A 12,164-nucleotide genomic window follows, 5' to 3' on the forward strand; every position below is an offset into this window, starting at 1 on the left:
CGGGGAGCTGACCCTCTTCGGAGGCTCCCAGGCGCTGGTGGAAGCCCACCTGGAGGAACGCAACTGGCCCGCATCCATGCGTCCCGAGGTCACCTCCGAGGGCAACGACGTCACCATCAAGCAGGCGACCAACGGCGTCAGCACCGGTTCGGCCCGTCAGAAGTGGGATATCCGGCTGAACAGCGACCTTCCCATGGCCATCGTGGCCAACGTCGGGGCCGGCTCGAACCGCCTCGACCTGCGCGAGACCAAGGTCGAAAGCCTCGACTTCAATACCGGGGCCTCCTCGACCACCATCACCTTGGGTGACCGCGTGCCCCTCTGCCGGGTGAACATCAAGGCCGGGGCGGCGTCGACCAAGGTCGAGGTGCCCAGGTCGGCCGGGGTCAAGGTTACCGTCCAGACCGGTATCGGTTCCTCCAACCTGAGCTCGCTTCAATACAATCGGGATGGACGCACCTGGACCTCGCCCGATTACGACTCCGCCTCGACCAAGATCGAGATTAACTTCACCGGTGGCATCGGGAGCTTCGAGCTCCTTCCCCGCTGAAACAAGCCCGTCCGAACCCGATTGAACCAGCTTCGTCTTCCCAGCGAAAGCCTTGGAAGCCCGCCTGGAATGTGGTACACTCTGGGCGGGCTTGTGTTTTGCCGGCCACCTTGCCCCGGTTTGCTGAATCGGCGCGGGTCTTAACCAGAGGGGGGCATCCAGAGTTCCATGGTAGAAGTCAAAGGACTGTCCAAGACCTTCAAGAACCTGACCGCGGTGGCCAAGATCGATTTCACCGCCAAGCCGGGTGAGATCTTCGGCCTTTTGGGCGAGAACGGGGCCGGTAAGACGACGACCCTTCGTCTCCTGGCTTCGATCCTCACCCCCACGTCCGGCGACGCCATTGTCAACGGCTTCTCCGTCGTCAGGCAGCCGGAGAAGGTCCGGGCCACCATAGGCTTCGTCGCTTCCGACGCCGGGCTGTACGACCGACTCACGGCCCGCGAGAACGTGGCCTACTTCGGCCGCCTCCACGGCCTGAGCCGGCAGGCGCTCGAGGGCCGGATCGCCGATATCTTCTCCTGGCTCGACATGAACGAATACGCCGACCGCCGGGTCGGCAAGTTCTCCAAGGGTATGAAGCAGAAGGTCTGCATCGCCCGGGCCCTGATCCACGACCCCCCGGTGATGCTCCTCGACGAACCTACCGCCGGCCTTGACGTGACGGCCATCCACGCCGTCGACGAGTTCATCCTCAGAGCCAAACGGGAGGGCAAGACGATCATTTTCTCCAGCCACATCATGAGCGAGGTCGAGAAGCTCTGCGACCGGGTGGCCATTATCCACCGTGGGGCGATCATCGCCTCCGGGACCATGGATGACCTCGCGGCCAACCGCGAGCGCTTCGAGGACGTCTTCCTTCGCTTGATCGGGGGTCACGAGCAATGAGAGAACGCCTCAACTTCCGTCACGTCTGGACCGTCTTCAGCAAAGAGATGAGCGACACCATCCGGGATCGCCGGACCTGGTGGGCGATGATCATCCTGCCGGTCGTTCTGGTCCCCCTGATGACCCTGATCGCCCCGCGGGCGGCCATCAGACAGATTGAGAACGTCCAGAAGAGCCGTTCCGACATCGTCGTCGTCGGCGCCGACAAGGCCCCGACCCTGATCGAGTTCCTCAAGGGGACGGGCGACTTCACCCTGGTGGACGCCGACCCGGCTACGGCCCTCGAGAACCGCAAAGCTTTGGCCATCGTCTACGTCCCGGCCGACTTCGAGGCGAGCTTGAAGAGCGAAACCCCGGCCCAGGTCCGGGTGGCTTTCGACGCCTCCGACCAGAAGTCGTCGTTGGTCCAGGGGAAGGTGGACAAGGCCCTGGGCACCTTCTCGCAGGGGCTCGTGGCTGCCAGGCTGCAGGCCAAGGGGATCAACCCGGCGATCCTCTCCCCGCTGGCCATCAGCATGGAGAACGTCGCCCCGAAAGAGCGCATGGGGGCCACCCTCCTGGGGATGATTCTACCCATGCTCCTGGCGATGTGGGCGGCCACCGGCGGCATGTACGCGGCCATCGACCTGGCCGCCGGGGAGAAGGAGCGAGGGACCCTGGAGGCCCTCCTGACCGTCCCGGTCTCGCGCATCTCCATCGCCGTAGGCAAGTACCTGGTGGTCGTGGTCAGCTCGCTGATCGCCGCGGCCATCTCCGTCCTGGGCTTCGCCGTCGCCTTCAAGCTCTCCCCGGTCTCCCTGGAACCGGGGCAGACGGCCAGCTTCGGCCTGACCCTGGCCCAAATCGGCTGGCTCTTCCTGATCGCCCTGACTCTGTCGGCCTTCTTCGCCGCCATCGAGCTGACCATCAGCGCCTTCGCCCGCGGCTTCCGCGAGGCCCAGACCTACCTGACCCCGATCACCTTCATCATCCTCATCCCCTGGATGCTCACCCAGTTCTCGGCACCGGCCGACATTCCGGCGTACTTCTTCTACATCCCGGTGATGAACGCCGTCATGGCCTTCAAGGAACTGGTCATGGGGATCGTCAACCCGGCCCACCTTCGCGATACTTTCCTCTTCTCGCTGATCTATGCGGCTGCAGCCGTCCGCATCGCCGGCCAGTTCTTCCGCCGGGAGAGCGTCCTCTTCCGAAGCTAGCCGTCGAGCCTCAAGCCGGCTCTGTCGCCCGACCCACCGCCAATTGCCCCCCGCCCGAGTCTAGAGGCTTGACAAACGATTCGGGGGGGGGTATATTACTGCTGTAGTGTATTAGTGAATTAGTACAGTAGGCTTACGAAGCCAGGCCCACTACGACCTCAGGTCGCAGCGACCGGTCGGCGTAAGGACAGGGGGTGTCAGCCAGCTTGTGGTTCCATATCGACCCGTCCGCCGGTGTTCCGGTCTACCTGCAGATCGTCAACCAGGTGAAGCACGCGGTGGCCAGCGGGGTCCTGCAACCAGAGGAGCAGCTGCCATCCATCCGCGACGCGGCCACCAGTCTGACGATCAACCCGAACACGGTCGCCAAAGCCTATCAGGAACTCGAGGCGGCCGGGGTCATCGTGACGGCCAAGGGCCGGGGGACGTTCGTCGCCAGGACGGGTTCCACGCTGATCAAGGGAGAACGCGAGCGGGTCCTGACTCGGCTGGTCGACCAGGTGATGGTTGAGGCGCTTCATCTGGATCTATCGGACGGAGACGTCGAGCGGTTATTTCGGGAGGGTTTGCAGAAATGGTACAAGCAGAAGACCTGAGCGGCCCGGCCAAGGCCATCGAGACCAACTTACTGACCCGGACCTATGGGTCCAATCAGGCGGTGGCCGACCTGAACCTCGTGGTCCCCAAAGGCAGTGTCTTCGGTTTCCTCGGGCCCAACGGGGCCGGCAAGACAACGACCATCAAGATGCTCCTGGGCCTGTTGAAACCGACTTCCGGTGGGGCCAAGGTCCTCGGCTACGACCTCGGAGCCGAGAACATCAAGGCCCGGGCCCGGATCGGCTATGTGCCCGAGAACACTGAGATCTATGGCTACATGCGGGTGCGCGAGATGATCGCCTTCACCCAGGGGCTCTTCCCGCGCTGGGACACCGCGGTGGTCGCCCGCTACCTGAAGCTCTTCGGACTGCCCGAGGATCGATTGGTCAAGGCCCTTTCCAAGGGCATGCGGGCGCAACTGGCGCTGGTCCTGGCCCTTGGTCCCAGGCCCGAGTTGCTCATCCTGGATGAGCCGACCTCGGGGATGGACCCCCTGGCCCGCAAGCAGTTCCTGTCGTCGGTCCTGCAAGAAGTCTCGGCCGCCGGGCAGACCGTCTTCATGTCCAGCCACATCCTGGCCGACGTGGAGCGGGTGGCCGACCATATCGCTCTCCTCAACCGCGGGCGCCTGGTCCTGGCCGACACGATGGACCACCTGAAGACCAACAACAAGAAGATCCGCGTCGTCCCCTCCGGGGACGCTCCGTCGGACCTGGAGCGCTGGCCGGGGGTCCGCTCGGTCATCCGCGAGGGGCGCGGTCTGCTGATCAGCGTGGAGGACGGCTTCGACGCTATCGCCGAGCGGCTCAAGTCCGCCAGTCCGACCTACCTCGAGGTCATCGACATGAACCTCGAAGAGATCTTCATTGACTATGCCGGGGGTGAGCGCCTTGCTCTCGCTTAATCGCTCCGTCTTCCTCAAGGAACTGCGGGAGAACCGCTGGAAGGCGGTCGCCTTCGCGGCCGTGCTGGTGGCCTCGGCGGCGGCCAACGTCTTCGCCTACAACTACCTCCAGAGCATGTTCCAATCGGCCGGCCAGACCGTTCCCGACTTCTTCAAGAATCAGATCAACGCGATGATGGGCTCCTACTCCACCTACGTCTGGTCGAGTTGGTTCGGAAAGAGCCTTTATCAGATGTCCACGCTCTTCCTGATCCTCCTCGGGATGAGCACAATGGCTTCCGAGGTCTCCCGCGGGACGGCGAGTTACCTCCTGACCAAACCGGTCTCCCGGGGCACCGTCCTCTTCTCCAAGTGGCTGGCCCAGGCGGCCATCTTCGTGACCATGATCATCGCCGGCACCGCCCTGCTCTACCCGATGTCTCTGGCCATCGGCCAGACCTACGATTTTGGCCTGCACCTGGCCTCGTTGCCTCTGGCCCTGTCCTCCGGCCTGGTCGTCCTGACCCTGGCCGTGGTCGCCTCGGTCGGCTTCGACGACCCGGTCAAGGCCGGGGGGGCCTCGGCCATCTTCCTCATCGCCCTGTCAGTCCTGGGTTTCTTCAAGACCACCCAGCGCTGGTCGCTGTTCTACTACTTCTCGGCCGCACCGGTGGCCGTGAGCGGCGGGGACCCGCAATGGCTCCATGTCCTGGTGATGCTGGCCATCACCGCCGCCGTCTACCTCGTGGGGGCCCGCCTCTTGGAGCGGAAGGACTTCTGAGGCCGCCCAGCCGAAACGAAAGACCCTCGCCATGGCAGTTGCCCCGGCGAGGGTCTTTTTATCGTTGTCTGAGCCGGCACCGCCCGACATGGGGCGGGCCCTTTACACCGCGTTGCCCAGGTAGGCCGCCCTGACCCGCGGGTTCTCCCGCAGCTCGGCGGCGGGGCCGGCGAGGACAATCCGACCGGTCTCCAGGACGTAGGCCCGGTTGGCCACTTGCAGGGCCATGTAGGCGTTCTGCTCGACGAGGAGGACCGTCGTTCCCTGCCGGTTGATCTCCTGGATGATCGAGAAGATTTCCTGGACCAGGATGGGCGAGAGACCCATCGACGGCTCGTCCAGCAGTAGCAGCTTGGGTGTGGACATTAGAGCCCGGCCCATCGCCAGCATCTGCTGTTCCCCGCCGGAGAGGGTCCCGGCGTTCTGCTTGAGCCGCTCCTTCAGCCGGGGGAAGCTCTTGAAGACGCGTTCGAAGGCCGCCTCGAGGCCGCCCCCGGTTCGGGTGTAGGCCCCCATCTCCAGGTTCTCAGCCACCGTCAGGTTGGCGAAGATCTTTCGCCCTTCCGGGACATGGCCGATGCCCAGTCGGACGATGGTGTGGGCGGTCGTCCGGGTGATCTCCTGCCCGTGGTAGACGACCTTGCCGCTGCGCGCCCGGACCAGCCCGGAGATGGCCCTCAGGCTGGTCGACTTGCCGGCGCCGTTGGCCCCGATGAGGGTGACGATCTCGCCCTCCTGGACCTCGAAGGACACCCCGTGGAGGGCCAGGATGTTGCCATAGGCGACGTTGAGGTCTTTCACCTCGAGGATCAAGCGACAGCCCTCCCCAGGTAGGCCTCGAGGACCTTGGGATTGTCCTGGACCTCGGCCGGCGTGCCCCCGGCGATGATCTGGCCGAAGTCCATGACGACGATCCGCTCGCAGAGGTTCATCACCAGGCCCATCTGGTGCTCGATGAGCAGGACGGTCAAGCTGAACTGGGTCTTGACCGAGCGGATCAGCTCAACCAGGGCGGTGACCTCGGCCGGGTTCATCCCGGCCGCCGGCTCGTCGAGGAGGAGCAGCTTCGGGTCGGTCGCCAGGGCCCGGGCGATCTCGAGGCGGCGTTGCTGCCCGTAAGGCAGCGAGCCGGCCACCTCGTACTGCTTGTCGGCCAGGCCCAGGAGGCCCAGGATGTCACGGGACCTCGCCGTCAGGGCGGCCTCCGAACGCCCGAATACCGGGAGGTGGAGGGCTGCTCCGAAGAGGTCATACCCCAGGTGGTTGCAGAAGGACACCCGGACGTTGTCGAGGACGGTGATGTCCTTGAACAGGCGGATGTTCTGGAAGGTCCGGGCGATCCCCCGCCGGCAGACCTGGAAGGGCTTGAGGCCGACCAGGCTCTGACCCTGGAAGGCCGCGCCGCCCGAGGAGGGCGGGATCATCTGGGTCACCAGGTTGAAGACCGTCGTCTTACCGGCCCCGTTTGGGCCGATCAGGCCAACCAGTTCACCCTGGTCCATGCTCAGGTTGAAATTGGCCACGGCCCGCAGGCCGCCGAAGTTCTTGTTCAGGTCCTTGATCTCAAGCACCGGCATCGGGCATGCCCCCCTTCATCGAGCCGTCCGCGCCCGGCTCGGCCGGTCGACCGGCTGACCTCGCCCCAGGCACGTGCCGCGGGATGAGGGCCTGCCACTCGAGACCGCTGAGCAAGCCCTTCGGCCTCAGGATGATCACCAGGATCAGGGCCAGGGCATAGAGGACGCCTCGGAAGTCGATGAAGCTCTGGCCGAGGACGGCCCGCAGGACCTCGAGGAGGAAGACCCAGGAGATGCCGGTGACGACCGTTCCGCTCAGGCTGCCCAGCCCGCCGGCGACGACGATGATCAGGAAGTCGAAGGACTTCAGGAAGTCGAAGGACGACGGGTGGACGATCGGGTAGCGGTGGGCGTAGAGCCCGCCGGCCAGCCCGGCCAGGGCGCACCCGAGGACGAAGGCCAGGGTCTTGACCCGGGTCGTGTCGACCCCCATGGCGTCGGCGGCGATCTCATCGTCGCGGACGGCCATCCAGGCCCGTCCGAAGGACGACAGCCGCAGGTTGCGCACCAGCAGGACGACCAGTAACAGGACGATGAAGACGGCCGGGAACTTGGCGATCTGGGGGACCCCGGTCATCCCGGTCGCCCCGTTGGTGGCCGGGATCCACTTGTTCGAGTAGTCCATGAGGACCTTGACGATGATTCCGAAGCCCATCGTAGCGATGCCCAGGTAGTCGGAGCGGAGGCGGAGGATCGGCCTGCCGATCAGGAAGGCGACCATCCCGGCGAAAGCCGCCGCGGCCACCAGGCCGAGGAGGAAGACCCCGTAGTTGCCGTGGCCGTAGAGCTTGCTGATCAGCCCGGCGGCGTAGGCCCCGAGGCCGTAAAAGGCCGCGTGGCCGAGGGAGAACTGGCCGCAGAAGCCGTAGATGATCGACAGGCCGATGGACGCGATGGTGATGATCATCGCCTGGTCCAGGATTAGCTGCCAGTAAGCGTTGACGATCTCGGTGATCCCCAGGACCTCGCGGAGAGCGAAGAAGACGGCCGCGGCAGCCAGGACGAAGGGAAGGCCGCCGGTGAACTTCTGTTTCACGACTGCCTCACCCCCTAGACCTTCTCCGGTCCCGCCTTGCCGAGCAACCCGGAGGGCTTGATCAGCAAGACCAGGATCAGGATACTGAATGAGAAGACGTCACGCAACCGCGAGGACAGGTAGGCCGCCGAGAGCACGTCGACCTCGCCCATGATCAGCGAGCCGAGCATGGCCCCGGGGATGTTCCCGATGCCCCCCAGGACGGCCGCGGTGAAGGCCTTCAGGCCGGGCATGATCCCCATGAACGGGTTGATCTGGGGATAGGCGGCCGAGTAGAGGACCCCACCGGCCGCCGCCAGGGCCGAGCCGAGGGCGAAGGTATAAGAGATGATGGCGTCGACGTTAATGCCCATCAGACGGGCGGCGTCGTGGTCGAAGGAGACGGCCCGCATCGCCTTGCCCATCTTCGTCCGGGTGACCATGTACTGCAGGGCGGTCAGGAGGACGACCACCGTCACCAGGACGATGACCTGGATGTTGGAGAACTGAACACCGCCGACGTCCCACTGGGCGACGTTGAAGGGTCTCGGCACGACCCGGAAGTTCGGACCGAAGACGAACTTGAGACTCGTACCGTACTCGATGAAGAGTGAGACACCGATGGCGCTGATCAAAGCGGCGATTCGGGCCTGATAGCGGAGCGGCCGGTAGGCCAGGCGTTCGATGGTCACTCCGAGGACCGCGCAGACGGCCATGCTCAGGGGCACGGCGATGTAGAACGGCAGGCCCCAGCTGGCGGTTGAGAAAAAGGCCACAAACGCGCCGACCATGAAGACGTCGCCGTGGGCGAAGTTGATCAGGCGGATGATCCCGTAGACCATCGTGTAGCCGAGGGCGATTAGGGCGTAGACTGACCCCAGTTGCAGCCCGTTGAGAATCTGGTTGATGGCCTCAATCATAGACTCTTGGCCCCCCGAGGGTTGGGATGCAAAGGGGGGAGGGCTGGGCCCTCCCCCCTAAGGGCTGACGGTTCAGGGATTGACGGTGGCGACGTACTTCTGCTTGCCGTCCTTGATCTGGAGGATCACGGCGGCCTTGATCGGGTCACCGTTGGCGTCGTTCTTGATCGTCCCGGACACGGCACTGAAGGTACCGCTGGCGAGATACTCGCGGAGCTTCTCGGGATCGTTGCTCTGGGTCGACTTGACCGCGCTGATCAGCATGTTGGTGGCGTCATAGGCCAGGGTGGCCAGGGCGTCGGGCACGCTGCCGTACTTAGCCTTGTAGGTCGAAACGAAGGTCTGGACCTCGGGACGGGGGTCGTCCGACGAGTAGTGGTTGGTGAAGTAGCCGCCATCCATCGCCTTGAAGTCCAGGTCGGAGGAGTCCCAACCATCGCCGCCGAGGAAGACGGCCTTGATCCCCTTGCCCCGGGCCTGGCCGCCGATGAGGGAGACCTTCTGATAGTAGTCGGGCAGGTAGAGGATGTCGGGCTTGAGGCCGGCGATCTTGGTCAGGACGGCCGAGAAGTCGGTGTCGTCCTTGCCGTAAGAGGCCTCGAAGACGACCTTGCCGCCGCCCTTTTCGAAGGCCTCCTTGAAGTACTGGGCCAGGCCGACGGTATAGTCGTTGGACTGGTCATAGAGTGTGGCCGCCGTCTTGGCCTTCAGGTTATTCAGGGCGAATTTGGCCCCGACCGTCCCCTGGAACGGGTCGATGAAGCAGGCCCGGAAGGTGAATGCCTTCCGCTTCCCGTCCTCGACCGTGACCTTCGGGTTGGTGGCCGTGCTGGTGACTTGGACGACCTTAGCCGGGTTGGTCACGTTGCTGATGGCGATGGTCACCTTGGAAGTGACCGACCCGATGATCGCCTGGACCTTGGTCTCGCTGATGAGCTTGGTGGCGACGTTGACGCCCTCGGTGGCGTCGTTGCGGTCGTCCATGATTGTGAACTCCACCGGGACGTTGCCGATCTTGCCGCCCTTGTCGGTCACGCCGGCCTGCTCCATGGCCAGTAGGAAGGCGTTCTTGGTCGACTCGCCGAAGGTCTTGACGTCACCAGTGAGCGGGGTGACCACGCCGACCCTCAAGGTGTTCTTATCCTTGCCGCCCCCGCCCGCGCAACCGGATAGGGCTACGGCAGGGATCAGAACGACGATGGCGACGAGAGCAAAAAGCCGCGGGAACCTCATTCTGAACCCTCCTCTTGGTTTTCATCGCCATGGTCCGAGTGCCGTCGGGGTTCGCCGGGTAAGTAGTTATCAGTTGTGATGGATTACCAAGATGGGTTTACGACCGGCGAACTATGGCCAAAATGCCCAAACCACTGCGATGTATTTTGCATTGATTCGTGGCGCTCGAATTTTTTCCTCCATGGAGCAAGGCGCCCAATAGAGTTTTTTCACCCAACTCGCCCTGTTGCCCATAAGCAAGACCTGCTAGCGTAAGGGAGAAGAGGAATCACCGGAAAAGTGAGGAAATCTGACAGCGGTTTTTGCGAATCCGAGTTCGGCAGTCATGAGGGATAAACCCCCTGGAGGCCCATGAGACGCTTCCTTAGCTGGCCTAAGATAAATCGGAGACGCCTCTGGCGGGCCCTGAAGGTCCTCGTCTTGGCGGTCGGGCTCATTGCTCTCGCCCTGGGGGCATTCTTTTACTTCTTCCCCCGCCCCGGGCGAGTCTCGCCGGCCGGGGAGATCGGGCTTCAGGCCGGGAAGAGAGTCCTCGTCCTGGCCCCTCACAGCGACGACGAGACCCTGGGCGCCGGCGGTCTGATCATCCAGGCCAGGCGCCTGGGCGACGAGGTTAGAGTGGTCCTGGCCACCAACGGCGATGGTTTCCGCTACGCCGTCGAGGATCAGTATCGGCGCCTGAGGCTCACCCCGGCCCAGTACATCCAGTTCGGCTACGTCCGGCAGAAGGAGAGCCTTAGCGCCTTGGCCCTGATGGGGGTGGCCAAGGATGAGGTAATTTTCCTGGGCTATCCCGATCGTGGCCTGTCCCATCTCTGGCTCGATCAATGGAGCAGCGACGCACCATACGTGTCGCCCTACACCAAGGCCTCCCATTCCCCTTACGTGAACAGCTTCACGCCGGGCGCCCCGTACAGCGGTGAGTCCTTCCTCGCGGACCTGGAAGAAGTGATGACGGCCTATCAGCCGGACATCATCGTCATGCCCCACCCCAGCGACGCCCACCCGGATCATTGGGCCCTCAACGCCTTCGCCACCTATGCTCTGAATGACCTGAGGCAGAACGGGCAGACCTTCGCCGCCAATCCGTTGGTTTATCTGTATCTCGTTCACCGGGGCGATTGGCCAGCCCCCAAGGGGCTTCACCTCAAGGGAATCCTGGCCCCCCCGACCACCTTGGACGACACGACCACCCTGTGGCACTCGATGCCCGACCCGGCCGACGTCACCGATCTCAAATACAAGGCCGTCTTGGCTTACCGCAGCCAGCTGACCATCATGCGGCGGTTCCTGACCAGCTTCGCCAGGGCCAACGAGATCTTCGGGGCCCTCGGGGAGATCCCGGCCCACCACGTCGAGGACGGCCGGATCACGGTGTCCGGCGATCCGCGCCAGTGGGCCGGTCTTCCGCCCCAGCTGCTGGACGCGACCGGGGATACCGTCGCCAGAAGGCTCGAGGGCAGTGGGGACATCAAGACCCTATCGGTGGCCTACGACTCCACCCATCTCTTCCTATTGCTCCAGCTACGGCGTCCAGTTTCCGCCGATCTGACCTACACCATCCGGCTGATCCCCCTCACCCAAACCGTCGGTCCGGTTCGCCGGCAGGTCACCTTGAAGGTCCACCCACCGTCTCGGGTCGAACTGGTCAACTCGTCGAATCAAGGACTCCCGGGCCAGGGAGATGTGATCGTCAAGGCGGTCCGCAATTCCGTCGAAGTGAGTCTGCCGCTGTGGGCCATCGGCTCGCCCCCGCGCATCTATGTGAATGCCCAGACCGGCCTGGCCAACCTGGGCATCGACCGAAGCGCGTGGCAGGTTATGGGGCTGGGCGGTTCCGGCGGGTTTCGATCAGGGTCCAGACCGGATCAAGGAACGGGGATCGAGTGATCATGGGACCCAGCGGCGATCGCTATGTCACGCTCCCTGTGGGTCATCAGAAGCTGAGGATCCGCTATGTCACCGCGGGAGGGGCCGGCCACCCGGTCCTGCTTCTGCATGGCTTCGGCGGGAGCGCCGACCACTGGCGGTTGGTTATGCCGGCGCTGGCCCGCCATTTCCGCGTTTACGCCATCGACCTCCCGGGGTTCGGCCGGTCCGAGCGGCCGGGGCGGGGCTTCCACATCTCCGACCTGTCGCAGGCGGCCGGGGCCTTCATCAAGGCCTTCGGGCTGTCATCGCTCCGGGTGGCCGGCCACTCCATGGGCGGTCAGATCGCCGTCGAGGTGGCCCGGATGCACCAGACGCGGGTCGATCGGCTCGTCGTGATCGACAGCTCCGGCTTGAATCCCCGCCCCCTGTCGACGGCGATCCGGATGATGCTGCGCTTCCCGACCCTGGGATGGATGTGGTCCCGGGTCGTCGCCACCGAGCCGGTCTTCCGCCGCCGCCTCCGATTCCTGGCGGCCGACGAAAGCCGGCTCACCGAGGCCGACCGGAAGACCCTTCGCCAAGGTATCCTCCAGGTGCGGTTGCCCGCTTCACGTGGCGAGGCCTGGGCCTTTGAACGCTTCCTTGACCG

At 64.4% G+C, this 12,164-nt stretch carries 13 protein-coding genes; 8 read left to right on the forward strand and 5 right to left on the reverse strand.

Annotated features, from left to right (window positions below):
- The 6 genes from VGL40_07250 to VGL40_07275 all read left to right on the forward strand — a co-directional run.
- Positions 1-550 (forward strand): toast rack family protein (locus VGL40_07250; protein HEY3315062.1); only part of this gene is annotated, 550 nt, incomplete at its 5' end.
- Positions 551-718: 168 nt separating this feature from the next.
- On the forward strand, positions 719-1,438 hold the full coding sequence (locus VGL40_07255; protein ID HEY3315063.1) for an ATP-binding cassette domain-containing protein: 720 nt from the start codon (positions 719-721) through the stop codon (positions 1,436-1,438).
- Positions 1,435-2,637 carry an ABC transporter permease gene (locus tag VGL40_07260; GenBank protein HEY3315064.1) on the forward strand — a complete coding sequence of 401 codons (1,203 nt, stop codon included), beginning with the start codon at positions 1,435-1,437 and terminating at the stop codon, positions 2,635-2,637. Before VGL40_07255 ends, VGL40_07260 begins: the two co-directional genes overlap by 4 nt.
- A 206-nt stretch (positions 2,638-2,843) precedes the next feature.
- Complete coding sequence (locus tag VGL40_07265) at positions 2,844-3,233, forward strand: GntR family transcriptional regulator (GenBank protein ID HEY3315065.1); 390 nt, start codon at positions 2,844-2,846, stop codon at positions 3,231-3,233.
- Positions 3,212-4,138, forward strand: a complete 927-nt coding sequence (locus VGL40_07270) for an ABC transporter ATP-binding protein (GenBank protein ID HEY3315066.1) — start codon at positions 3,212-3,214, stop codon at positions 4,136-4,138. The genes VGL40_07265 and VGL40_07270 overlap by 22 nt, the downstream gene beginning before the upstream one ends.
- Positions 4,125-4,898, forward strand: a complete 774-nt coding sequence (locus tag VGL40_07275; protein HEY3315067.1) for an ABC transporter permease subunit — start codon at positions 4,125-4,127, stop codon at positions 4,896-4,898. Before VGL40_07270 ends, VGL40_07275 begins: the two co-directional genes overlap by 14 nt.
- Before the next feature lie 102 nt (positions 4,899-5,000).
- Here the strand turns inward: VGL40_07275 and VGL40_07280 are convergent, their stop codons facing one another.
- The 5 genes from VGL40_07280 to VGL40_07300 form a co-directional block, all read right to left on the reverse strand.
- On the reverse strand, positions 5,001-5,711 hold the full coding sequence (locus VGL40_07280; GenBank protein HEY3315068.1) for an ABC transporter ATP-binding protein: 711 nt from the start codon (positions 5,709-5,711) through the stop codon (positions 5,001-5,003).
- Positions 5,708-6,475, reverse strand: a complete 768-nt coding sequence (locus VGL40_07285) for an ABC transporter ATP-binding protein (protein ID HEY3315069.1) — start codon at positions 6,473-6,475, stop codon at positions 5,708-5,710. The genes VGL40_07280 and VGL40_07285 overlap by 4 nt, the downstream gene beginning before the upstream one ends.
- A complete protein-coding gene (locus VGL40_07290) occupies positions 6,462-7,511 on the reverse strand; it encodes a branched-chain amino acid ABC transporter permease (protein HEY3315070.1) in 1,050 nt (349 codons plus the stop codon). Before VGL40_07290 ends, VGL40_07285 begins: the two co-directional genes overlap by 14 nt.
- Before the next feature lie 14 nt (positions 7,512-7,525).
- On the reverse strand, positions 7,526-8,410 hold the full coding sequence (locus VGL40_07295; GenBank protein HEY3315071.1) for a branched-chain amino acid ABC transporter permease: 885 nt from the start codon (positions 8,408-8,410) through the stop codon (positions 7,526-7,528).
- A 72-nt stretch (positions 8,411-8,482) separates the two neighbouring features.
- Positions 8,483-9,643, reverse strand: a complete 1,161-nt coding sequence (locus VGL40_07300) for an ABC transporter substrate-binding protein (protein HEY3315072.1) — start codon at positions 9,641-9,643, stop codon at positions 8,483-8,485.
- Positions 9,644-9,994: 351 nt separating this feature from the next.
- Between VGL40_07300 and VGL40_07305 the strand changes: the two genes are divergently transcribed.
- Together VGL40_07305 and VGL40_07310 are read left to right on the forward strand one after the other, a co-directional pair.
- Positions 9,995-11,533 (forward strand): PIG-L family deacetylase, encoded by a 1,539-nt coding sequence (locus tag VGL40_07305; protein ID HEY3315073.1) that lies wholly within the window; start codon positions 9,995-9,997, stop codon positions 11,531-11,533.
- 2 nt (positions 11,534-11,535) lie between these two features.
- Positions 11,536-12,164 (forward strand): alpha/beta fold hydrolase (locus VGL40_07310; GenBank protein HEY3315074.1); only part of this gene is annotated, 629 nt, incomplete at its 3' end.

The sequence above is a fragment of the Bacillota bacterium genome, assembly GCA_036504675.1.
GTDB lineage: Bacteria > Bacillota > Sulfobacillia > JAJYWN01 > JAJZPE01 > DASXUT01.

What these genes read in the sequence shown, in the direction of transcription:
- VGL40_07295 (HEY3315071.1), bottom strand. Translation starts at nt 8,410, where the DNA reads ATGATTGAGGCCATCAACCAGATTCTCAACGGGCTGCAACTGGGGTCA.
- VGL40_07300 (HEY3315072.1), bottom strand. Translation starts at nt 9,643, where the DNA reads ATGAGGTTCCCGCGGCTTTTTGCTCTCGTCGCCATCGTCGTTCTGATC.
- VGL40_07255 (HEY3315063.1), top strand. Translation starts at nt 719, where the DNA reads ATGGTAGAAGTCAAAGGACTGTCCAAGACCTTCAAGAACCTGACCGCG.
- VGL40_07305 (HEY3315073.1), top strand. Translation starts at nt 9,995, where the DNA reads ATGAGACGCTTCCTTAGCTGGCCTAAGATAAATCGGAGACGCCTCTGG.
- VGL40_07270 (HEY3315066.1), top strand. Translation starts at nt 3,212, where the DNA reads ATGGTACAAGCAGAAGACCTGAGCGGCCCGGCCAAGGCCATCGAGACC.
- VGL40_07285 (HEY3315069.1), bottom strand. Translation starts at nt 6,475, where the DNA reads ATGCCGGTGCTTGAGATCAAGGACCTGAACAAGAACTTCGGCGGCCTG.
- VGL40_07260 (HEY3315064.1), top strand. Translation starts at nt 1,435, where the DNA reads ATGAGAGAACGCCTCAACTTCCGTCACGTCTGGACCGTCTTCAGCAAA.